The organism is Pseudoroseicyclus sp. H15 (assembly GCF_054353345.1).
Genome location: NZ_JBTHJE010000006.1, coordinates 412,300 through 433,422 on the forward strand (window position 1 = coordinate 412,300; position 21,123 = coordinate 433,422).

A 21,123-nucleotide genomic window follows, 5' to 3' on the forward strand; every position below is an offset into this window, starting at 1 on the left:
GCTGGTGCGCGGGCTGGACGGGCGGAGGGGGGCTGTCTGCCCCCCGCCTTCGGCCCCCCCGAGGATTTTGTCTGAGCAAAGACAGGGGGGCGGGGTGTGAGCTTCGACCTTGCCGCGTTGAGCCGGGCTGTGAAGCGGCATGGGGCTGTGGTGCGGGTGCTCGTGGCGCATACCGCGGGCTCGGCGCCGCGGAGCGCGGGGACGGCGATGCTTGTCTGGGCGGACGGCGCCGAAGGGACCATAGGCGGCGGGGCGCTGGAATGGCAGGCCATGGCGGCGGCGCGGGAGATGCTGGGCGGCGGGCCGGGGATGCGCCGCGAGACGATGGCCCTGGGGCCGGAGCTCGACCAATGCTGCGGCGGAGCGGTGCGGCTGGTGTGGGAGCGCTTCGAGGCGGCGAGCCTGCCGGCGGCGCTGCCCTATGCCAGGCCGCTCGGCGCGGCGGCAGAGATACCGGCCAAGGTGGCGGCGCGGGCGGGGCGGATGCGACCCGGAGCCGCACCGGTGGAGCTGGAGGGCTGGCTCATCGAGGCGGGGCCGGCGATGGGGCAGAAGCTCTATATCTGGGGCGCGGGGCACGTTGGGCGGGCGCTGGCGGCGGTGATGGGGCCCCTGCCCGGCTTTGACGTGACGCTGGTGGATATCGCAGAGGACAGGCTGCCGAGGCCGTTGCCGGACGGCGTGACGCCGGTCATTGCCGCTGACCCGGCAGCGCTGGTGCCGGGGTTGCCGCGGGATGCGTGGCACATCGTCCTGACCCATTCGCACCCGCTGGACCTCGCGCTCTGCCATGCGCTCCTCACCCACGGCTTCGCCCATGGGGGGCTCATCGGCTCGCACAGCAAATGGGCACGGTTCCGCAAAAGACTGGCCGCGCTCGGCCATTCCCCTGCACAAATCGCACGCATTGCCTGCCCGATAGGCGACCCCAGCCTCGGCAGGCATCCGCAAGCCATTGCGATAGGGGTGGCCGCTGCCCTAATGTCGGGCAAGACCGCAGGGGAAGCGGCGGGCGAGACGACGGGGGACATGACCGGATGAGCGATGTGCTGCTGAGCCTCAGGGGCCTGACCAAGGCCTATCCCGGGGTAGTGGCGAATGAGGATGTCAGCTTCGACATCGGGGCCGGTGAGGTCCATGCGCTTCTGGGAGAGAACGGCGCCGGCAAATCGACTCTCGTCAAAACGATCTTCGGCCTCGTGCGCCCCGATCGCGGCACCATGACGCTGGAGGGCCAACCATTCGAGCCGGCCGAGCCCAGCGAGGCCCGCGCGCGCGGCGTGGGCATGGTGTTTCAGCATTTCTCGCTCTTCGATGCGCTCAACGTCGCCGAGAACATCGCGCTCGGCATGGAGAAACCGCCGCCGATGCGCGAGCTGGCCCAGCGGATTCGCGAGGTCTCCGAGGCCTACGGGCTGCCGCTCAACCCCGCCCGCACCGTCGGCGACCTCTCTGCCGGTGAGCGCCAGCGGGTGGAGATCGTGCGTTGCCTGCTGCAGGACCCGAAGCTCCTGATCATGGACGAGCCGACCAGCGTGCTGACCCCGCAGGAGGTGGAGATCCTGTTCCACACCCTGCGCAAGCTGCGCGACGAGGGCACGTCGATCCTATACATCAGCCACAAGCTGGAAGAGATCCGCGCGCTTTGCGAGCACGCCACCATCCTGCGGCTCGGCAAGGTCGTGGCGACCTGCGACCCGCGCGAGACCTCGGCCAAGGAGATGGCCGAGCTGATGGTCGGCTCGGTGCTGCATGTGCCCGAGCGCGAACCGGCGCCGCCGGGCGAGGTGGTGCTGGAGCTCAAGGGCCTCTCGGCCGCCGCGCCGCGCGCCTTTGGCACTGCGCTGAAGGATGTGAGCATCGAGGTGCGCAAGGGCGAGGTGCTGGGCATCGGCGGCGTGGCCGGCAATGGGCAGGACGAGCTGCTGCTGGCGCTGTCGGGCGAAATGCGCACCAAGCCCGAGATGGTGCAGCTCAAGGGCAAGCCGATCGGCAATCTCGCGCCCGATGCCCGCCGGGCCCTCGGCCTGCTGGCCGCGCCGGAAGAGCGCAACGGCCATGCCTCGGCCCCCGACATGAGCCTGACGGAGAATGCCGCGCTCACCGCAAGGGTGCGCAAGCAGCTGTCGAAGAACGGTTTTATCTCTTGGGGCAAGTCGAAGAGCTATGCCGAAGAGGTCATCCGCGACTTCGACGTGCGCACGCCCGGGCCGGGCAATGCGGCGCGCTCGCTCTCTGGCGGTAACCTGCAGAAATTCGTCATCGGACGCGAGATCATGCAGGCGCCCGAGGTGCTTGTGGTGAACCAGCCGACCTGGGGCGTCGATGCCTCCGCCGCCGCCTCGATCCGGCAGGCGCTGCTCGATCTCGCCTCGAAGGGCACGGCGGTGATCGTCGTCAGCCAGGATCTCGATGAGCTGATGGAAATCTCCGACCGTTTTGCCGCGCTCAATGGCGGCGTCCTGACGGCCTCGCGCCCGGCGCAGGGTCTGACGATGGAGCAGATCGGCCTGATGCTGGGCGGCGCCCATGACCTGCACGAGGCGGAGCCTGCAAATGCCTGACCAACCGACGACAGACACCGCCTCCGCCTCGCTGATGCCGGCCCCGGCCTGCCATCACGGCCGCATCCCGATCTTCGCCCTGCCGCCCCTGCCCGCCCAGCGCGCGGCTGAGACCTCGCAGGAGCGCCCGGCATGATCCGCCTCGAGCGCCGCCCGCAACCCTCCGACGCCTGGTCCTACGCCACGCCCGTGCTGGCCGTGGTGCTGACGATGATCGTCGGCGGGCTGCTGTTCGCCGCGATGGGAAAAGACCCGCTGGTCGCCATCCGCACCATCTTCTGGGACCCGCTCTTCGGGCAGTTCGCCTCGTTCCAGCGCGCCGAGCTGGTGAAGAAGGCAGCGCCGCTGATCCTGATTGCCACCGGCCTCGCGCTCGGCTTTCGGGCCGGCATCTGGAACATCGGGGCCGAGGGGCAATACCTGATGGGCGCCGTCTGCGGCGCGGCTGCGGGGCTGGCCTTCTATCCCAGCGAGGCGCGCTGGCTGATCTTCCCGTTCATGGTGATCTGCGGCGCGCTTGGCGGCATAGTCTGGGCGTGGATACCGGCGATCCTGAAGGTGCGCTTCGGCACCAACGAGATCCTCGTCTCGCTGATGCTGGTCTATGTGGCCGAGAACATCATGGCCTATGCCGCGCTCGGGCCCCTGAAAAACCCCGAAGGCATGGGCTTTCCCGGCTCGCGCCGGCTGAGCCAGTGGGATGCCGCCGCCAACCCCGAGCTCTTCGCGAACACAGGCATGCACTGGGGCGTGGTCGCGGCGCTGATCGCGGTGATCTTCGCCTATGTGCTGCTGTCGCGGCACGTCTTAGGCTTCTCGATTCGCGTCACCGGCCTCAGCCCCCGCGCTGCCGCCTTCTCGGGCGTCGATCCCAAGCGCCTCATCATCCTGTCGATGCTGATCTCGGGCGGCCTGGCCGGGCTTGCCGGCATCTTCGAGGCGACGGGCCCGGCGGGGCAGATCACCATCGATTTTGGCACCGGCTACGGCTTCACCGCCATTATCGTGGCCTTCCTCGGGCGCTTGCACCCCATCGGTATCCTGCTCGCCGGGCTGCTGCTCGGCCTGACCTATATCGGCGGCGAGATGGCGCAGCTTCAGCTCGCCCTGCCCGCCGCCGCGATCCAGCTGTTCCAGGGGATGCTGCTGTTCTTCCTGCTCGCCCTGGATGTGCTCACCAATTACCGGCCGCGCTTCGGCAGCGACGCCGCAGCCGCCTGAGGAGAGCACCATGGGAGACATCAATCCGATCCTGCTGATCGCCTCGCTGATGGTGGCGGCGACGCCGATCCTCTTCGCCGCCCTCGGCGAATTGGTGGTGGAGCGCGCCGGCGTGCTGAACCTCGGTGTCGAGGGGATGATGATCACCGGCGCCGTTATCGGCTTTGCCGCAGGGGTGGGCACCGGCTCGGCCGCCGTGGGCTTTCTCGCGGCAGCGGTGGGAGGCGCGGCACTGTCACTGATCTTCGGTGTGCTGACGCAGCTGTTCCTGTCGAATCAGGTGGCGACGGGCCTGGGGCTGACGCTGTTCGGCCTCGGCCTCGCCTCGCTGATCGGGCAAAGCTACGTGGGCGTTCGTGCCCCGCCGACGGCCAAGCTCGACATCCCCGTACTGACGGACATTCCTGTGCTCGGGCGCATACTCTTCCACCATGACGCGCTCGTTTATCTGGGCCTCTTGATGGTCGTGCTCATCTGGTACTTCCTCAACCGCACGCGCGGCGGACTGATCCTGAAGGCCGTGGGCGAGAACCACGAGGCCGCCCATGCGCTCGGCTACAAGGTCGTGCGCATCCGCCTCGCCGCCATCGCCTTCGGGGGCGCCATGGCTGGGCTGGGCGGCGCCTATCTTTCCATCATCCGCGTCCCGCAATGGACAGAAGGTCTCACCGCCGGTGCCGGCTGGATCGCGCTGGCCATCGTGGTGTTCGCCTCGTGGCGGCCGCTGCGGCTTCTCGTGGGTGCCTATCTTTTCGGCGGCATCACGGTGCTGCAACTCAACCTGCAGGCTGCCGGCGCCCGTGTGCCCGTCGAGATATTGTCGATGTCGCCCTATCTCGTCACGATCATCGTGCTCGTGATCCTGTCGGCCGGTCGGCGCGGCGCGGCGCTTGGCGCGCCGGGATCGCTCGGCCGCACATTCCACGCCTCGCGCTAGAGGCCAAGAAGATGCCCCCCCGGGCGGGCCAATCCCCGGGACTTGAAGGGAGTTAAGACATGAAGAGAAGAACGCTGCTCGCCACCGGTGCCGCCGGTGCCTTTGCCGCCTCTGTCGGCCTGCCGGCCCGGGCCCAGGACAAGCCGAAGATCGGCTTCATCTACATCGGCCCGACGGGCGATGGCGGCTGGACCTACCAGCACGATCAGGGCCGCCTCGAAGCGCAGGAGCATTTCGGCGACGCCATCGAGACCATCTACCAGGAGAACGTGCCGGAGAGCGCCGACGCCATCCGCGCCCTGACCCAGATGGTGCTCTCGGGCGCCGATCTGATCTTCACCACGTCGTTCGGCTACATGGAGGCCACCGTCGAGGCCGCCAACCAGTTCCCCGATGTGAAGTTCGAGCACGCCACCGGCTACATGCGCGCCGAGAACCTCGCCACCTACGACAGCCGCTTCTACGAGGGCCGCGCCATCGAGGGCCTGATCGCCGGCCACCTGACCGAGAGCAACAAGATCGGCTACATCGGCTCGTTCCCGATCCCCGAGGTCATCCAGGGCATCAACTCCTCCTTCCTGCATGCCAAGAAGGTGAACCCCGATGTCGAGATGGTGGTGATCTGGGCCTACACCTGGTTCGACCCGGCCAAGGAAGCCGACGCCGCCAAGGCGATGATCGAGCAGGGCGTCGACGTGATCCTGCAGCACACCGATTCGACGGCCCCGCAGGCCGCCGCGCAGGAAGCCGGCAACGTCTACACCTTCGGCCAGGCCTCCGACATGGCGGCGTTCAAGCCGATGCCGCGCGTCGCCTCGATCATCGACAACTGGGGCCCCTACTACATCGAGCGCATCCAGGCCCTGCTCGACGGCACCTGGGAATCCGAAGCCACCTGGGGCGGCATGGGCGACGGCCACGTCGTGATCGGCGAGATCACCGATGCCGTGCCGGCAGAAGTGAAGGCCGAAGCCGAAGAGATGATCGCCGCGATCACCGCCGGCGAGTACCACCCCTTCACCGGCCCGATCATGAAGCAGGACGGCACCGTCTGGCTGGAAGAGGGCGAGACGGCCACCGACGAGCAGCTGCTCGGCATGGACTTCTTCGTCGAAGGTCTGACGGCCGAAATCCCGTCCTGATCCTCGCCGCTTGAAACGTGAAGGCCCGCCCCGATCCAGGGGCGGGCCTTTTGCTGCCCGGCGCCTAGTCCCGGCGGCTTGAGGGGTGCGCGGCTTTTGCTGCGCGCTCGGCGGCGGTATATTCCATCTCGAGAAGAACGAGATCGCGCTGTGCCACCATGCCGAGCGGCGTCGTGCCCTGCATGATCGGCAGATGCCGCACCGCGTGGGTACGCATCTTGCGCAGCCCCTCCATCAGGCTGTCGCCCTCATCGCCGGTGATCGGCCCGGGCGTCATGACGTCGCCGACGCTGGTGATGTTCACATCGCGGTAGCGGCAGATCACCCGGCGCAGGATATCGCGTTCTGACAGGATGCCCACGATCGTGCCCTCGCGCAGCACGACGATGGCGCCGACGCGCTCGTCGCACATCCGCTTGCAGGCATCGCGGATCGGGGTGTCCGCCGTGGCGGTCACGAGGGGGCGTTGAGCGGCAATGTCGCCCAGGGTCTGAGAAGGCATGTCCTTCTCCCGGTATTTGAAAATTCTTATCTTCGAATTGGGGGGACCCTAGAGGAACATGCCGGACACGCTAGTCCGGTAATCCCCACCTGCGCGCGCGGCGGGGCCAAAAGCACCTAAAATGCCTTATAAATCGGGCTGAAACGGGGGTGGAGCGCGCAGCGAGCCGGCCGCGCGCTCCGGGAGTGGCCGGCCTCAGCCCAGCCAGGCGCCGAGCTTGCCCAGCGTCTGCATGCCATACCCGACGGCGCCGAAGCCGATGACGGCCTTGCGCCGTGCCGGGCTGGGGTGGAGCTGGCGCAGGGTCAGCACGGTCTGCCCGTCATCCTGCTGGTCGAAGGTGACCGTCAGGCGGAAGAGGTCGGGGCTTTCGGGATCGTAATCGCCGTGGTCGGCGACGATCAGCGAGGGCGCCACGATGCGGCGAAACTGCATGAGGTTCTCGAAACGGGTGCCGTCGGCGCCGACCATGTCGAACCTCCAGCGCCCGCCCTCGCGGATGTCGGCCTCCTTCGTCTCGATCGCCAGCCCCTCCGGCCCGAACCAGGCGCTGAGCGCGGCCGGATCCGTCCAGGCGGCGAAGACCACCTCGCGCGGATGCGGATAGAGCCGGGTGAGCACGATCTCCCGCTCAAGCGCCCAGGTGTCGAGCGGGGAGGCACCGTCTGTCTGCTCGGTCATTGCAGGGTGTCCTTTCGGTCAAGGTACGCGCTGTAGGCCGGCCAGACGCCTCCCAGCGGAAGGCTCAGCGCTGCCCCAGCCAGAGCGCCAGCCCGCGGGATGGGCCGGCGCTCGCCCGGCGCCTGCGGCGCGCAAACGGGCGGGGTGTGAAGCGGCGAAGGTAGGAAAGAGGTGGCCTTCGGGGAGCTGCGACAAGCGGTGCGCGGAGCCCTACCCCTCAGGCCTGCCGGTCCTGCAGCGGCAGATCCGCCAGATACTTCCCGTAGTCGTTCTTCGCGAAGGTCTTCGCCCGCTCACCGAGCTGGGCCTCGTCGATCCAGCCGAGGTTGTAGGCGATCTCGTCGGGCGAGCCCGTCTGCAGGCCCTGCCGCTTCGCCAGCGTCCGTACGAAATTCCCCGCATCCAGCAGAGAATCATGCGTGCCGGTGTCGAGCCAGGCATAGCCGCGGCCCATGCGCAGCACGTCGAGCGCGCCGTCGTGCAGGTACATCTCCAGCAGCGTCGTGATCTCCAGCTCGCCGCGGTCGGAGGCCTGAACCTGCCGCGCCCGCTCCGGCGCCGTTCCGTCGAGGAAATAGAGCCCCGTGACCGCGTAGTGCGAGGGCGGCTTGGCCGGCTTCTCGATGATCTGCTTGACCGAGCCATCCTTGCCAAAATCCACCACGCCGTAGCGCTCGGGATCGGCCACGTAGTAGCCGAAGACGGTGCCTCCGCTCTCCTTCGCATCAGCGACAGAGAGCAGCTGCGGCAGGCCGTGGCCGAAGAAGATGTTGTCGCCAAGCACCATGGCCGAGGGCGCGCCGGCGAGGAAATCCTCGGCCAGCAGATAGGCCTGCGCCAGCCCGTCGGGGCTGGGCTGGCTGATGTAGGTGAGGCTGAGGCCCCACTGGCTGCCATCGCCGAGCGCGCGCTTGAACTGGGCCTGATCCTCGGGCGTCGTGATCACCGCGATCTCGCGGATGCCGGCGAGCATCAGCACCGTCAGCGGGTAGTAGACCATCGGCTTGTCGTAGAGCGGCAGAAGCTGCTTCGAGAGCCCCATGGTGATGGGGTAAAGCCGCGTGCCGGAGCCGCCGGCCAGGATGATGCCCTTGCGCTGGGTCATTTTGTCTCCTTCTGCAGGGCGGCCAGCACGTCGGCCAGCCCTGTGCGCCAATCGGGGCGCGCGATGCCGTAGGCCTCGGTCAGTGCCGAACAATCGAGGCGGGAATTGAGCGGGCGTTGGGCCGGCGTGGGGTATTCGGTGGTCGGGATTTCGGCCACCTCGACGCTCTTGCCGGCCTGCGAAAAGATCTCACGCGCGAAATCCGCCCAGGACACCTCGGGCGCTCCGGAGAAGTGATAGGTGCCGGGCAAGCCCCGCCCCTCGTGGAAGGCTTCGGAGATGGCGAGCAGCGCCTCCGCAATATCCGCTGCCGGAGTCGGGCCGCCGATCTGGTCGCCCACGATGGTCAGCCGGTCGCGACTTTCGGCGAGGCGCAGCATCGTCTTCACGAAGTTGCCGCCATGCGCCGAGAACACCCACGATGTGCGCAGGATCACGGCCTGGCCGGGCGCGGCGCGCACGCCCTCCTCCCCCGCCAGCTTGGAGCGGCCATAGGCGCCGAGCGGGGCGGTGGGGTGATCGGGCGAAAACGGCGCTTCGCCGGCGCCATCGAAGACATAATCGGTGGAGATATGCAGGAATGGCAGCCCGGCAGAGGCGGCAGCGCGGGCCATCGCCTCGGGCGCGGCGCCGTTGATGGCGGTGGCGAGGTCTTCCTCCTCCTCCGCCTTGTCGACGGCGGTATAGGCGGCGGCGTTAATGACGATCTCCGCCCCCTCTTCCGCCGCCTTGGCGATGGCCGCGGCGCAGGCGCCGGGATCGGAGAGGTCGGCCTCGTCACGGCCGAGGGCGGTCACGTCATCGGCGCGGGCCAGCACCTCGCGGGCGACCTGACCCGTCTTGCCGAACATCAGGATTTTCATACGGCCCTCGCTTCGGGGAACATCAGGTCAGCCGGATCGCAATGCTTGCTGTAGAGCGCGGTATCGCTGGCGTAGAGACGCGAGACCGTGGCGGCGAGCTCGTCATCGTAGAGATCCTCGACCCGGGGCAATTGGCCCCCGTCGCGCGCCCGCTCCAGCTCGGCGATCGGCATGTCGGCGTACAGGCCCGGCGGCATCTGCTCCAGCCCGATTGTCGAGGCATCGCGCAGCGGGCGCGCGTCGATCACCTCGAGCCCCGTCCGCTCGCCGATCACGCGCACAGCGTCGTCGAACCGCTCCATCGTCAGCCAGGCGTCGTAATCCTCGTAGACCAGCATATCGGCCTGCGGGCGCCAGTGAATATCCAGCCGCAGAGTCTTCGGATCCGTCAGCATGGTGACGAACTGCCGGAAGGTCAGAATGGTATGATCGAAGCTCCGCAGCTTCACCTTGTGTAGGTTGTTGTAATTCGGGCCGCGCCCGACGATCTTGTCGAAGAACGCGCTGGCCAGGCGCCGATGCGGGCAACGCAGGATCGTGAAGGTGAAGGGCGCCCGCACCAGCTCTGACAGGGTGGCAGCGAAGGTGTCGTTGTTGTTGTGGATCCAGTGCCAGTCATCCAGCGACGAGATGCAGCCATGCGCCATGGCAAGGCTCAGCCGCATCGTCGTGCAGCCGTTCTTCGGAATGAAGCTGTAGATACTGCCAGACGGATAATGCACCAGCGCCTGGCGCGCCGCGATCTTATGGAGCGGGTTCGCCCCGAGCGCCAACATCGACTCGGCCGAGTATCGCAGGCGCCGGGGCGCGCTCATGCCCGTCGTGTTTCCGCTTTCCTGGCTCATCCCTTCGTCCCCAGCCGCTCACCGACGCCGGTGCGGGATTGCAGCGCGCGCCACCACTCTTCGTTGTCGAGGTACCATTGCACGGTCTTCTCGAGCCCCTCTTCCAGCGTCACCGAAGGCCGCCAGCCGAGCTCTTCGCGGATGCGGCTGGGGTCGATGGCGTAGCGCAGGTCATGGCCCGGCCGGTCACTCACATAGGTGATCTGCTCGGCGTAGGGGTGGTTCGAGGGGCGCTTGTCATCGAGGATGCGGCAGATGGTCTGCACGAGGTCGATGTTCTTCGCCTCGTTCTCGCCGCCGATATTGTAGCTGCGCCCGACCGCGCCCTCCTGCACGACCTTGAGGAGCGCCTCGGCGTGATCCTCAACGTAAAGCCAGTCGCGCACGTTGAGCCCCTGCCCGTAGACGGGAATGTCCTTGCCGGAGAGGGCGTTGAGGATGACGACGGGCACCAGCTTCTCGGGGAAGTGGAAGGGCCCGTAATTGTTGGAGCAATTGGTCATCACGATCGGCAGGCCGTAGGTCTCGTGCCAAGCGCGGACGAGATGGTCGCTGGCGGCCTTCGAGGCGGAATAGGGCGAGTTCGGCGCGTAGGGCGTCTCTTCGGTGAACTGGCCGGTCTCGCCCAGCGTGCCGAAGACCTCGTCGGTCGAGATGTGGTGGAAGCGGAAGCTCTCGGGCTTGCCCTGGCGGACCCAATGGGCGCGGGCGGCTTCGAGCATGTTGTAGGTGCCGGTGACGTTGGTCTCGATGAAGTCGCCAGGCGCGTCGATCGAGCGGTCGACATGGCTCTCGGCGGCGAGGTGCATCACGGCGTCGGGGGCGTGCGCCTCAAAGATCCGGTCGAGCGCGGCGCGGTCACGGATATCGGCCTGCTCGAAGGCATAGAGCGGGCTGGCCGCCACGCTGGCCACGTTCTCAAGGCAGGCGGCATAGGTGAGCGCGTCGACATTGACGACCGAATGCCCATCCGCCACGGCACGGCGCACGACGGCGGAGCCGATGAAGCCGGCGCCGCCGGTGACCAGGATTTTCATTTTGCCACCTCGAAGGGGGTCTCAAAGGCCTCAAACGGCTGGGCTTCGGCATCTTTTCCGCTCAGCACCGGCGAGCGGCCATGCAGCGGCCAGTCGATGCCGAGGCTGTCCCAGCGCACCGCGCCGTCACACTCGGGCGCGTAATAGTCAGAGCATTTGTAGGCGATCTCGACCCCGTCCTGCAGCGTAACGAACCCGTGCAGGAAACCCGCCGGCACGAAAAGCTGCTTGCCGTTCTCGGCAGACAGCTCGGTGCCGAACCACTGCCCGTAGGTCGGCGAGCCGCGGCGCACATCGACCGCCACGTCCCAGAGCGCGCCGGCATTGCAGCGCACCAGCTTGTCCTGCGCATGGGGCGGCGACTGGAAATGCAGGCCGCGCAGCGTACCAGCACGCTCGGAACGGGAGAGATTATCCTGCACGAATTCCATCGGCAGGCCGGCCTCGGCGGCCACCTTGCGCGAGTAGGTCTCGCTGAAGAAGCCACGGTCATCGCCAAAGCGCTTCGGGGTGAGGACAAGAACGCCCTCAAGTGGAGTTGTGTCGATCTGCACCGCTTGCGCCTGCTGCCTCATTACCATTTTGCTCCGCATAGCAAGGGGCGCGTGGGATGTCACCCGGCAAGCCGGGCCGGCCGGCGGCTGATTCCGGCAACCCGCCTGGTCGCGCCGTGCCTTGTAACTCGCCCCGGCATGATTAGTATTGTGCCCCTGATCCCGTGGCCCGCCCTCGCCGGCGGGGCCGCCCCGATTTGCTAAGGAACACCGAATGTCCTGGACCGACGAACGCGTCGAGATGCTCAAGAAGATGTGGAACGACGGCAAGTCCGCCAGCCAGATCGCCAAGGAGCTCGGCGGCGTCACCCGCAATGCGGTGATCGGCAAGGTGCATCGCCTCGGCCTGTCCAACCGCACCGGAAGCCCCGCGCCCGCCGCCGCCCCGGCGGCGGCCGCTGCGCCTGCCGCTCCGGCCGCTGCCCCCAAGGCCGAGAAGGCCCCGAAGCCCACGCGCGAGCCCGCCGAGCCGCCGGCCGAGCCGGTGACCGCCAGCGCGACTACTGAAGAGGCCGAATCCGAGCCGCCGGTCAGCCCGGCCCGCCGCGCGATCATCCCCGCCGGTCAGCCGCTGCCGCCGCAGCCCTCCGCAAACGAGATCAGCCCCGAGGCTTTGGCCAAGGTGAGCGAGGTCGAGAAGGTCGCCAAGAAGCTCACGCTGATGGAGCTGACCGAGCGCACCTGCAAATGGCCCGTGGGCGATCCGGCGACGGATGACTTCTGGTTCTGCGGCCTGCCCGTGCAGAGCGGCAAGCCCTATTGCGAGGCCCATGTCGGCGTCGCCTTCCAGCCCATGAGCTCCCGCCGCGACCGCCGCCGGTAAGCTGCCATGCGGGGCTTCGCTGGGGCGATAGGCCTTGCGGCGCTCTGTCTTGGCACCGCTGCGCAGGCGCAGGAGAGCGCCCCCACCGACTGGGCCGCGATCATGTCCGAGGCGGAGTGGGACTGGCATCCCGGCGATCTGGTCTTCCGCAACGGCTGGCTGCCTGCCGATGACTGGCTGCGCGAGGCGACCGGGGGCCAATGGGCCTCTGTCGGTATTCTGCGCAGCTCCAGCGGCGGGCCGCGGGTCGTTTATGTCTCGCCAGAGCGCGGCGTGACGGAGGACATGCTCGACGATTTCATCGCGGGGCTCGGCCCGGATGAGTACGAGGCCTACCGGCTCGTTGCGCTCGACCCCAATGCCCCCGGCAAGCAGGTGGAACAGGGCCCCCTACCCAATTTCGCGCTGCGCGAGGCCTACGGCGCGCCCTTCGACGCGGCGCTCGCGCTCGGCAATGGCGGGTACTACGGGGCCGAGCTTGTGCACGATGCTGCTGGCAGCGCCGGTGTCACGCTGGGGGCGCCTGTGCGGCTGGGCGACCTGGCGGTAATGGACGGCAGCCTGCTGGAGAGGCTCGCGGACCTGCCCTACTGCCCCAGCGGCCCGGCAGAGGCCTGCTGGCAGGCGCTGCAGAACCAGCTGGTGATCACAGCCGACAGCCTGATCGCCTCGGGCGCTCTGACCCGGATGCTCCCCGAGTAATTACTCTTCGACCGGCCTGGCGCTGCCGCCTTCGCTTTCGGGCACAGCGTCCTTCGGCACGCCGCCGCCCGAATTGCCGTCGCCCGGCTGCGGGCGGGGGGAGACGGCATCGAGCCGCTCCGTCATCGAGAGCTCGCCACGCAGCTTCGGCAGGGCGGTGGGATGCGCCTCCTGCAGCCAGTTCACCATCTTCTCGCGGATCTCGCAGCGCAGGTCCCAGGCGGTGGGCGAATTGCGGGCGGAGACGAGGGCGCGGACGGTGATGACATCCTTGTCGGTGTCGGTGACTTGCAGGTTCACGACCTTGCCGTCCCAATAATCGCTCTCTTCGGCGAATTCCTTAAGCTTTTCGCGCATCTCACCGATGGGTGCCGTCCAGTCGAGATACCAGAAGACCGTGCCGATGATGTCGGCGGTCTGGCGGGTCCAGTTCTGGAAGGGCTGCTCGATGAACTGAGACAGCGGCACGATCAGGCGGCGCAGATCCCAGATGCGGACGACGACATAGGTCGAGGCAATCTCCTCGATCCAGCCCCATTCCCCTTCCACGATCACAACGTCGTCGATGCGGATGGGCTGGGTGAGCGCGATCTGGATGCCGGCGATCAGGTTGGCAAGCACGGGCCGCGCCGCGAAGCCCAGCACCAGCCCGGCCGCGCCAGCAGAGGCGAAGAGCGAGACGCCGTATTGGCGCACCGTCTCGAAGGTCGCGAGCACCGAGGCGAGCGTCACCAGCACTACGACGATCTTACCGGCCTGCTGCAGCACCCGCATTTGCGTGGCCTGCTTGCGGGCGGCGAGATTGTCTTCCGCATCCAGCTTGAGGCCCGCATTCGCCCGCTCGACCGCTACGTCGATGGCGATCAGCACGGCCCAGCCGACCAGCGCGATCACCACCGCCACGGCGGCCTTGGCGAGCCAGTACTGGAAATCACTGTCAAGATTGGCGGCTTGAGCGAAGAGCGTGGCGAAGGCGATGATGAAGCCCAGCCGCGCCGGGCGGCGGATCTTCACGACCAGCTGGTGGCCAAGCCCGTTTCGGCTTCGCAGGGCCCGGCGCAGGGCGCTCCACACCAGGCCATGCGCCAGCCAGCCGGCCAGCACGCCCAGCAGAACGATAAGCCACGGCCAGACGCTGGAGGGGACGATGGCCTGGATATCGCCAAGCACCTGTTCGATCTGGCCCATGCCGCCCCCTCGCGTTCACCTTGGCGTCAGAATAGCGCCGCAGCGCAGCGCGTCCAATCCGCGCCCCCTTTCCCATGCGTCGCCGCGCCGCTATGAGCGCGCCATGCACGCAAATCCGCCAGATCTTCGCCCAGACCTTGCCCGCGCCCGCCTGACGGAGGACGCGCGCCCCGGCCAGCCGAAGATCGGCATGGTCAGCCTCGGCTGCCCCAAGGCACTGGTGGACAGCGAGCGCATCCTCACGCGGCTGCGCGCCGAGGGCTATGCCATTAGCCCCGATTATGCCGGCGCCGGGGCGGTGATCGTGAACACCTGCGGCTTCCTCGACAGTGCCAAGGCGGAAAGCCTCGATGCGATCAGTGAAGCGATGGCGAGCAACGGCAAGGTCATCGTGACCGGCTGCCTCGGGGCCGAGCCGGAGTTCATCACCGGCGCCCACCCCAAGGTGCTGGCCGTCACGGGGCCGCAGCAATACGAGGCGGTGCTCGATGCCGTGCATGCCGCCGTGCCGCCCTCGCCCGACCCGTTCGTCGATCTGCTGCCGGCCAGCGGCGTGAGCCTGACGCCCCGGCACTACAGCTACCTCAAGATTTCCGAAGGCTGTAACCACAAGTGCAAGTTCTGCATCATCCCCGACATGCGGGGCCGGCTCGCCAGCCGCCCCGCCCATGCGGTGATCCGCGAGGCTTCAAGGCTGGTGGAGGCCGGGGTGCAGGAGCTGCTGGTGATCAGCCAGGACACCTCTGCCTACGGGCTCGACATCCGCTATGCCGAGGAGCGCGGCCACCGCGCCCACATCACAGATCTCGCGCGTGATCTCGGCAGCCTCGGCGCCTGGGTGCGGCTGCATTACGTCTACCCCTACCCGCATGTGCGCGAGCTGATCCCCCTGATGGCGGAGGGGCTGGTGCTGCCCTATCTCGACGTGCCCTTCCAGCACGGCAGCCCTTCGGTGCTGCGCCGTATGGCCCGCCCCGCCGCCGCCGCCCGCACGCTCGACGAGATCGCCGCCTGGCGCCGCGACTGCCCGGACATCACCCTTCGCTCGACCTTCATCGTGGGTTTCCCCGGCGAGACGGAGGCGGAATTCCAGGAGCTGCTCGACTGGCTGGACGAGGCCCAGCTCGACCGGGTGGGCTGCTTCCAGTACGAGAACGTCGCCGGCGCCACCTCTGCCGACTTGCCCGACCATGTGCCGGAGGAGGTGAAGGCCGAACGCTGGGCGCGCTTCATGGAGAAGGCGCAGGCGATTTCCGCCGCCAAGCTGGAGGCGAAGGTCGGCCAGCGGCTGGAAGCCATCGTCGACGAGGTGGACGAGGACGGCATCGCCACCTGCCGCACCAAGGGCGACGCGCCCGAGATCGACGGCAACCTCTTCCTCGATGAGGGCACCGAGGGGCTCGCCCCCGGCCAGATCGTCACCGCCGAGGTGGACGAGACCAGCGAATACGACCTTTACGGTCGGGTGGTCTGACCGCCCCGCGGCACCGAATAGAGCAGCCAATGCCCCACCTGGCCCGTCGCGATGGCGCCGGTGGCTGTGACGAAGCCGGCGGTATCCGCAGCCTCCAGCGGGCAGGCGGCCAGATCGGCGCCGGGGAAGATGAAATCCGCCGTCTCTTCGCTCGCGCCGACATGCTGGCAGGCGTCGCCGGGGCCGCGATAGCCGCCGAGCAGGGGAATGGCCGGCCCCTCAGGCACAGGTGCCGGGCCGCAGGCCGCCAAGGCCAGTAAACCCGCAACCCGAGCCGCATACCCGGCGCCCCTGCTCGATCCCATCGCGTTCTCCGTTCAAAGCCTGCCCGGTCTCGCGACAAATGCCCGGCCATGCGGCCAGCGGCCCCTCCGCGAGAGATCGGACCCAACGTTTAGCGAAGCGTGATTGGAAATTCGTTACCCGGGCATGAGAGAAGGAAGCATGACCCGATTCGTGGATTATCCGCAGCTCGCCCGGGGCGAGCGCATCGCGGATGGTGTGATGCATGCCCTTGGCATCCTCTTCGCCATCACCGGTGCGGCCCTGCTCATCCCCTTCACCGCCCTGCGCGGCGATGGCGGGGTGACGGCGGGCATCTCTGTCTATTGCGGCATCCTGATCTTCGCCTTCATCGCCTCGGCCCTCTACCACTTTCCGCCGCGCGAAGCGGCGCGCGGGGTGCTGCGGCGGGTGGACCAGTTCGCCATCTGGCTGAAGATCGCCGGCACCTACACGCCGATCACGATCCTCATCGGCACCGGCCTCTCCAGCGTCGTGTTATGGATCGTCTGGGGCCTGGCCATCGTGGGCGGCGCGATGAAGCTGTTCCTGCGCGTCGGGCCGCCCTGGCTTTCGCCCCTGCTCTACCTCGCCGCCGGCTGGCTGAGCCTGGTGCTGATCTACCCGATGGTGCAGACGCTGCCGCTGGCCGCGACGATCCTCATCGTCTGCGGCGGGGTGCTCTACACCATCGGCACCGCCCTACTCTACCTCAGCAAGATGCGCTACCTCACCGCCACCTGGCACGCGCTGGTGCTGCTCGCCTCGGGCTGCCTGTTCGCCGCCGTGGCACTGGCAGCCTTCGCCTGAGCCCCCCTAGCTGACGAAGCCCATCCGTGCCGCCGTCGCCCGGACGACGTTCACCCGATCGGTATTCGCGGGATGCGAGCCCAGAAAGCGGTCGCCCGGGTCGGGGATGCGGAAGAAGAACTCCGCGCCGATCAGCGGGTTGTACCCTGCCAGCACGGTGATCTCGGTGCCCACGGCGTCGGCCTCCAGCTCGAACTCCTTCGAATAACGCCGGGCGCCCACGGCGGCGCCGATCTCGGCCGCCGCGCGGATCGCCTCGTCACTGGCGCCGCTCACCCCGGCCAGCCCGCCGAAGACGGCGGCGGCGGCGCGGGCGCTTTCCTGGCTGCGGGCGATGTGGCCGGCGACATGGTGGCCGGTCTCATGCGCCAGGACGAAGGCCATCTCGTTGACGTTATCCAGATCGGCGATCAACGACAGGGTGAAGACGATGATGGGCTGGCCGCTTTCATCCAGCGTCTGAAAGGCGTTGGGTGGCAGGCCTGGCCGGTCGTCGACGAGGATGACGAAGTCGCAATTGGCCCCGGGGTTGCGCTCGCGGCAGAGCCGCTCGGCCACAGGCTCTACCCGGTCGACCATCTGCACGAAGGCGCGCGCCGTCGCACGGCTCGGCTGCGCGGGCTGCTCCGCTCCGCCCAGCGGCGAGCTGACGGTGCCGGTGTTCGCACCGCCCGGCCCACGGATGATCGTGCCATCGGGCTCTGTCGGCACGGCGCAGGCGGCCAGATTGGCGAGCGTCGCCAAGAGAAGCAGATGTCGAAGGATGCGCATGCCCGGCCTTTCGGTGTTTTGCGACATGTTTAAGCGATCCGGGCGGGGGTCGGCCAGTCCCGCCTCCGTGAGGCCGCCCCCCCCCCGCCTTGCGCGACCCTATGGCGGGCCCTACCCTCTACCCCATGTTCAGCATCGAGCACGATTTCGACTCAACCGTCATCACACTGGTCGACGAAGGCGAAGCCCCCCTGCAGGAGGACGTCATCGTCAACGGCTTCGAGGAATGCGTCACGCTCGAGCAGTTCGACCCGCGCACCGACAGGGTTGAGCGCATCACGCTCTCGCCCGAAATGGTGCGCGACCTGCTCGCGGCGCTCAACCTGCCCGAAGGGGTCTATCGGCTGAAGCCGGTGACCTGAGCCTTACAGCACCTCAAAGAGCTTGGTTCGCGAGGTTTCGCCCCGCACCAGGCGCAGCCGCGAGGGCGCCAGCCCCATGGCCTTGGCCAGCAGCTTCGTCACCGCCGCCGTGGCCTTGCCGCCCTCCGGCGCCTCGGTGACGTAGATGCGTAGCGGTTCGCCCGGCTCTATCCGCGCGCGCGAGGCTTTGGGGGTCACCTTCACCTCCACCCGCGTCTCGGGATGGGCTAGCGCGCTCAGATCGGGCAGGTCACGGGCCATGCCGCCCCTTACGCCGGCCGCAGCAGCGGGCCAAGCCTCTTCGGCGATTTGCGCCCGGCCGCGCCGCGGCGCCTCCTTTACGCGCGCATTGGGGATGCCTAACTACGCCCGTAGCCACCCGCCGGAGCCACGATGACAGACCGCAACCAGCCCGCCCTCGACTTTCTCGCCACCCGCCGCTCGCGGCCGCACAAGCTGCTGAAGGCGCCGGTGCCGGAGCGTGACGAGCTGATGGAGCTGCTGACCATCGGCGCCCGGGTGCCCGACCACGGCAAGCTCGAGCCCTGGCGCTACATCGTGCTGGAAAAGCCCGCCCTCACCCGCCTTGCCGCCGCCGTAGCCGCGCGGGCGGCAGAGCGCGGCGAGGACGAGGCCGCAACGGCCAAGATCGTCGCGCAATATTCCGATGCCACGCTCTGCGTCGCCGTCGTCAGCGTGCCGAAGCCGGGCAGCATCCCGCTGGAAGAGCAGACAGCCTCGGCCGCCTGCGTGTGCCTGTCGCTGCTGAACGCCTGCCTCGCCGCCGGCTGGGGTGCCAACTGGCTGACCGACTGGCCTGCCTTTGACCGGCCCTTCCTGGAGGTCTCTCTGGGGCTGGCCCCGGAGGAATCGCTCGCCGGCTTCATCCATATCGGCACCGCCAGCTCCCGCCCGCCAGAGCGGCCGCGCCCCGATGTGGCGGCGCTGACCAGCTGGGTCGCCGAGTGATCCTCACCGATTTCATGAAGGCCGTTGGCCAGATCGGCGACCCGCGCTTTCGGCGGGTGCTGATCGTAGGGGTGCTGCTGGCGCTGGCGCTGCTCATCGGCTTTTACGCTGGGCTGCTCTGGCTCATCAACCTGGCCGATCCCGGTGCGCTTGAGCTGCCGGTCGTCGGCCAGGTCACCTGGCTTGGCGATCTGCTGGCCTGGGGCTCGCTGGCGCTGATGCTGTTCCTGTCGATGTTCCTGATGATCCCCGTCGCTTCGGCCATCACCTCGATGTTTCTCGATGATGTCGCAGCGGCGGTCGAGGCGGAGTACTACCCCGCGCTGCCGCCGGTCGCCGGCGCGACCTTCTGGGAGGGCGTGGTCGATACCGTGAACTTCCTGGGCGTGCTGATCGCGGCGAACCTTCTGGCCTTCCTCTTCTACGCCCTGCTGCCGCCCGCGGCGCCCTTCATCTTCTACGCGATGAACGGCTTCCTGCTCGGGCGCGAGTATTTCCAGATCGCCGCCATGCGGCGCGAGGGACGCGCCGGCGCCAAGGCGCTGCGCAGCCGCAATATCTTTCAGATCTGGCTGGCGGGCTGCCTGATGGCTGTGCCGCTGTCGATCCCGCTGATCAACCTGCTGGTGCCGGTGCTGGGCGCCGCCACCTTCACGCATCTCTATCATCGGGTGCGGACACCGCTGCCCGGTGCTCAGCTTTGAGAGGCCGGCGCTAGTAGGCGTTCCGCATCCGCGCCGACCAGTCGAAATCATCGACGGTGATCCAGCCCGACAGGATGACGCCGGTGAGCAGCAGCCAACCGATGGTGCCGATGATCGTGGTGATCAGCAGCTTGCGTCGCATGAATGGCCCGGCGGGCGAGCCTTCATGCGTGCCACGCACCACGTCGCCCGCATCGCCCTGAGTGGTCAGGTTGAGCGGCAGCACGATGAAGAACACCATGAACCAGGTGATGGCATAGAGCACGATCGCGGATGTGATGCTCATGGGGTTTCCTCCGTAACCGGCGCGGCCTCTTCGAGCTCGATGAGGGTGCCGTTGAAATCCTTGGGGTGCAGAAAGAGCACAGGCCGCCCATGCGCGCCGATCTTCGGCTCGCCCAGAACGCGCGCGCCTGCGTCAGTCAGGCGGGTCGCGGCCGCGGCGAGATCGGGCACCTCGTAGCAGAGGTGGTGGATGCCGCCGGCGGGCGCTTTCGCGAGGAAGGCGGCGATGGGCGATGCCTCCCCCAGCGGTTCGAGCAGCTCGATCTTGGTGTTCGGCAGAGTGACGAAGATCACCCGCACGCCATGCTCGGGCAGCTCCTGCACCGGGCCGACGTCGGCGCCGAGCGCGCCGCGGTATTGCGCGGCGGCGGCGGCCAGATCCGGCACGGCGATGGCGACGTGGTTGAGCGCTCCGATCATGGGGGGCTTATCTGCGCCGCGAGGGCCGCCGTCCAGCCCGGCCTGGGGGCCAGCAAGCGCAAAATCCCGCGATCCGCTTAACGCCTCTTTCACCGAGTTCCGCAAAAGTAGCCCCAAGGCAACCAATATGAATCGGAGCAGGCAATGCATCCCGTTGAGGACTACATGACCATGCGCACGCCGAATGCAGACCAGCCTCTGCTCGGCGTCACGATCCTGCTGGTGGAGGATAGCCGCTACGCAGCCGAGGGCTTTCGCCTGCTCGCCCAGCGCTCTGGCGCGCGTCTGCGCCGGGCCGACAGCCTGCAGCATGCCAGGCGGCACCTGAGCGTCTATCGCCCGAGCGTGGTGATGATCGACCTTGGCCTGCCCGATGGCTCGGGCACCCAGCTGATCGAAGAGCTGGCGCAGGGAAAGCCGCGGATCGACGTGATTCTCGCTGTCTCGGCCGATTCCGATCTTGAAGCCGAGGCGCGGGCTGCGGGGGCGGATGGCTTCCTGACCAAGCCTATCCCCGAGCTGGCGAGTTTTCAGAGCGCCGTGCTCCGCCATCTGCCGCCGGAGCGTCAGCCCGCCGGCCCGCGCGGCCTGCCGAAGGGCCGGGTTGAGCCCGACACCGTAGCGCTGCGCGACGATCTGGCCCATGCAGCCGAGGTGCTTAAGGACCATGCCGAGGGCGAAGAGGACGAGCTCGGCTATGTCACCCAGTTTCTCAAAAGCGTCGCCCGCTCGGCCGGCGACGCCCGGCTGGCGGATGCGGTGGGAGAGCTGGCCCATGCCCGTGCCAGCGGCAAGAAGATCGGTGCGCCGCTCTCCAGGCTGAGCGCGATGGTAGACAAGCGCCTGGCGGCCTCTTCGCCCATCGGGTGACGGGTGTGGGGC

27 protein-coding genes are annotated in these 21,123 nt (G+C 68.0%); 14 read left to right on the plus strand and 13 right to left on the minus strand.

Annotated features, from left to right (window positions below):
* The first annotated feature begins 96 nt into the window (after positions 1-96).
* From xdhC to ACXN5S_RS15915, 6 genes are read left to right on the plus strand one after another with little or no spacing between them, the layout of a single operon-like run.
* Positions 97-1,041 (plus strand): xanthine dehydrogenase accessory protein XdhC, encoded by a 945-nt coding sequence (gene xdhC / locus ACXN5S_RS15890; protein WP_458606443.1) that lies wholly within the window; start codon positions 97-99, stop codon positions 1,039-1,041.
* A complete protein-coding gene (locus ACXN5S_RS15895) occupies positions 1,038-2,564 on the plus strand; it encodes an ABC transporter ATP-binding protein (protein ID WP_458606444.1) in 1,527 nt (508 codons plus the stop codon). Before xdhC ends, ACXN5S_RS15895 begins: the two co-directional genes overlap by 4 nt.
* Positions 2,557-2,700: a hypothetical protein gene (locus ACXN5S_RS15900; RefSeq protein WP_458606445.1), complete on the plus strand. Its 144-nt coding sequence runs from the start codon at positions 2,557-2,559 to the stop codon at positions 2,698-2,700. The genes ACXN5S_RS15895 and ACXN5S_RS15900 overlap by 8 nt, the downstream gene beginning before the upstream one ends.
* The gene (locus tag ACXN5S_RS15905; RefSeq protein WP_458606446.1) at positions 2,697-3,785 is read left to right on the plus strand and encodes an ABC transporter permease; all 1,089 of its coding nucleotides are present in this window, start codon (positions 2,697-2,699) and stop codon (positions 3,783-3,785) included. The genes ACXN5S_RS15900 and ACXN5S_RS15905 overlap by 4 nt, the downstream gene beginning before the upstream one ends.
* Positions 3,786-3,795: 10 nt before the next feature.
* Positions 3,796-4,722, plus strand: coding sequence for an ABC transporter permease (locus ACXN5S_RS15910; protein ID WP_458606447.1), 927 nt, complete (start codon positions 3,796-3,798; stop codon positions 4,720-4,722).
* A 59-nt stretch (positions 4,723-4,781) separates the two neighbouring features.
* Entirely contained in the window at positions 4,782-5,864 is a 1,083-nt protein-coding gene (locus ACXN5S_RS15915; protein WP_458606448.1) for a BMP family ABC transporter substrate-binding protein, read from the plus strand.
* Between the two features lie 64 nt (positions 5,865-5,928).
* On the opposite strand, the gene ACXN5S_RS15920 is transcribed toward ACXN5S_RS15915, so the two are convergent.
* The 7 genes from ACXN5S_RS15920 to rfbC all read right to left on the minus strand — a co-directional run bounded on the left by ACXN5S_RS15920 (position 5,929) and on the right by rfbC (position 11,451).
* Positions 5,929-6,366, minus strand: a complete 438-nt coding sequence (locus ACXN5S_RS15920; protein WP_458606449.1) for a CBS domain-containing protein — start codon at positions 6,364-6,366, stop codon at positions 5,929-5,931.
* A gap of 195 nt (positions 6,367-6,561) precedes the next feature.
* The gene (locus ACXN5S_RS15925) at positions 6,562-7,047 is read right to left on the minus strand and encodes an SRPBCC family protein (protein WP_458606450.1); all 486 of its coding nucleotides are present in this window, start codon (positions 7,045-7,047) and stop codon (positions 6,562-6,564) included.
* Positions 7,048-7,264: 217 nt separating this feature from the next.
* Positions 7,265-8,152, minus strand: coding sequence for a glucose-1-phosphate thymidylyltransferase RfbA (gene rfbA / locus ACXN5S_RS15930; RefSeq protein WP_458606451.1), 888 nt, complete (start codon positions 8,150-8,152; stop codon positions 7,265-7,267).
* On the minus strand, positions 8,149-9,015 hold the full coding sequence (rfbD, locus tag ACXN5S_RS15935; RefSeq protein ID WP_458606452.1) for a dTDP-4-dehydrorhamnose reductase: 867 nt from the start codon (positions 9,013-9,015) through the stop codon (positions 8,149-8,151). Before rfbD ends, rfbA begins: the two co-directional genes overlap by 4 nt.
* Positions 9,012-9,830, minus strand: a complete 819-nt coding sequence (locus ACXN5S_RS15940) for a sulfotransferase family 2 domain-containing protein (RefSeq protein WP_458606453.1) — start codon at positions 9,828-9,830, stop codon at positions 9,012-9,014. The genes rfbD and ACXN5S_RS15940 overlap by 4 nt, the downstream gene beginning before the upstream one ends.
* A 26-nt stretch (positions 9,831-9,856) precedes the next feature.
* Positions 9,857-10,897 (minus strand): dTDP-glucose 4,6-dehydratase, encoded by a 1,041-nt coding sequence (rfbB, locus tag ACXN5S_RS15945; protein ID WP_163894873.1) that lies wholly within the window; start codon positions 10,895-10,897, stop codon positions 9,857-9,859.
* The gene (gene rfbC / locus ACXN5S_RS15950) at positions 10,894-11,451 is read right to left on the minus strand and encodes a dTDP-4-dehydrorhamnose 3,5-epimerase (RefSeq protein ID WP_458606550.1); all 558 of its coding nucleotides are present in this window, start codon (positions 11,449-11,451) and stop codon (positions 10,894-10,896) included. Before rfbC ends, rfbB begins: the two co-directional genes overlap by 4 nt.
* 214 nt (positions 11,452-11,665) lie before the next feature.
* On the opposite strand from rfbC, the gene ACXN5S_RS15955 reads away from it, so the two are divergent.
* The gene (locus ACXN5S_RS15955; protein WP_458606454.1) at positions 11,666-12,274 is read left to right on the plus strand and encodes a GcrA family cell cycle regulator; all 609 of its coding nucleotides are present in this window, start codon (positions 11,666-11,668) and stop codon (positions 12,272-12,274) included.
* 6 nt (positions 12,275-12,280) lie between these two features.
* Positions 12,281-12,976: a YiiX/YebB-like N1pC/P60 family cysteine hydrolase gene (locus ACXN5S_RS15960; protein WP_458606455.1), complete on the plus strand. Its 696-nt coding sequence runs from the start codon at positions 12,281-12,283 to the stop codon at positions 12,974-12,976.
* On the opposite strand, the gene ACXN5S_RS15965 is transcribed toward ACXN5S_RS15960, so the two are convergent.
* Positions 12,977-14,164, minus strand: a complete 1,188-nt coding sequence (locus ACXN5S_RS15965) for a mechanosensitive ion channel family protein (protein WP_458606456.1) — start codon at positions 14,162-14,164, stop codon at positions 12,977-12,979.
* Between the two features lie 103 nt (positions 14,165-14,267).
* On the opposite strand from ACXN5S_RS15965, the gene rimO reads away from it, so the two are divergent.
* Positions 14,268-15,638: a 30S ribosomal protein S12 methylthiotransferase RimO gene (rimO, locus tag ACXN5S_RS15970; RefSeq protein WP_458606457.1), complete on the plus strand. Its 1,371-nt coding sequence runs from the start codon at positions 14,268-14,270 to the stop codon at positions 15,636-15,638.
* On the opposite strand, the gene ACXN5S_RS15975 is transcribed toward rimO, so the two are convergent.
* The gene (locus ACXN5S_RS15975) at positions 15,620-15,865 is read right to left on the minus strand and encodes a hypothetical protein (RefSeq protein WP_458606458.1); all 246 of its coding nucleotides are present in this window, start codon (positions 15,863-15,865) and stop codon (positions 15,620-15,622) included. The genes rimO and ACXN5S_RS15975 overlap by 19 nt on opposite strands.
* 217 nt (positions 15,866-16,082) lie before the next feature.
* On the opposite strand from ACXN5S_RS15975, the gene trhA reads away from it, so the two are divergent.
* Positions 16,083-16,730, plus strand: a complete 648-nt coding sequence (gene trhA / locus ACXN5S_RS15980; RefSeq protein ID WP_458606459.1) for a PAQR family membrane homeostasis protein TrhA — start codon at positions 16,083-16,085, stop codon at positions 16,728-16,730.
* Between the two features lie 6 nt (positions 16,731-16,736).
* Here trhA and ACXN5S_RS15985 read toward each other — a convergent pair whose 3' ends face one another.
* Positions 16,737-17,501: a M48 family metallopeptidase gene (locus ACXN5S_RS15985; RefSeq protein ID WP_458606460.1), complete on the minus strand. Its 765-nt coding sequence runs from the start codon at positions 17,499-17,501 to the stop codon at positions 16,737-16,739.
* A gap of 125 nt (positions 17,502-17,626) precedes the next feature.
* On the opposite strand from ACXN5S_RS15985, the gene ACXN5S_RS15990 reads away from it, so the two are divergent.
* Positions 17,627-17,863, plus strand: a complete 237-nt coding sequence (locus ACXN5S_RS15990) for a hypothetical protein (protein WP_458606551.1) — start codon at positions 17,627-17,629, stop codon at positions 17,861-17,863.
* A 3-nt stretch (positions 17,864-17,866) separates the two neighbouring features.
* Here ACXN5S_RS15990 and ACXN5S_RS15995 read toward each other — a convergent pair whose 3' ends face one another.
* The gene (locus ACXN5S_RS15995) at positions 17,867-18,124 is read right to left on the minus strand and encodes a DUF167 domain-containing protein (RefSeq protein ID WP_458606461.1); all 258 of its coding nucleotides are present in this window, start codon (positions 18,122-18,124) and stop codon (positions 17,867-17,869) included.
* A gap of 132 nt (positions 18,125-18,256) precedes the next feature.
* Here ACXN5S_RS15995 and ACXN5S_RS16000 point away from each other — a divergent pair, with 132 nt between their 5' ends.
* Together ACXN5S_RS16000 and ACXN5S_RS16005 are read left to right on the plus strand one after the other, a co-directional pair.
* Positions 18,257-18,832, plus strand: a complete 576-nt coding sequence (locus ACXN5S_RS16000; protein WP_458606462.1) for a nitroreductase family protein — start codon at positions 18,257-18,259, stop codon at positions 18,830-18,832.
* Positions 18,829-19,536, plus strand: a complete 708-nt coding sequence (locus ACXN5S_RS16005) for an EI24 domain-containing protein (RefSeq protein ID WP_458606463.1) — start codon at positions 18,829-18,831, stop codon at positions 19,534-19,536. Before ACXN5S_RS16000 ends, ACXN5S_RS16005 begins: the two co-directional genes overlap by 4 nt.
* A 10-nt stretch (positions 19,537-19,546) precedes the next feature.
* On the opposite strand, the gene ACXN5S_RS16010 is transcribed toward ACXN5S_RS16005, so the two are convergent.
* Together ACXN5S_RS16010 and mce are read right to left on the minus strand one after the other, a co-directional pair.
* Complete coding sequence (locus ACXN5S_RS16010) at positions 19,547-19,822, minus strand: DUF1467 family protein (RefSeq protein WP_458606464.1); 276 nt, start codon at positions 19,820-19,822, stop codon at positions 19,547-19,549.
* A complete protein-coding gene (gene mce, locus ACXN5S_RS16015; RefSeq protein ID WP_458606465.1) occupies positions 19,819-20,241 on the minus strand; it encodes a methylmalonyl-CoA epimerase in 423 nt (140 codons plus the stop codon). The genes ACXN5S_RS16010 and mce overlap by 4 nt, the downstream gene beginning before the upstream one ends.
* A gap of 144 nt (positions 20,242-20,385) precedes the next feature.
* On the opposite strand from mce, the gene ACXN5S_RS16020 reads away from it, so the two are divergent.
* Complete coding sequence (locus ACXN5S_RS16020) at positions 20,386-21,111, plus strand: response regulator (RefSeq protein WP_458606466.1); 726 nt, start codon at positions 20,386-20,388, stop codon at positions 21,109-21,111.
* The last annotated feature ends 12 nt before the right edge of the window (positions 21,112-21,123 follow it).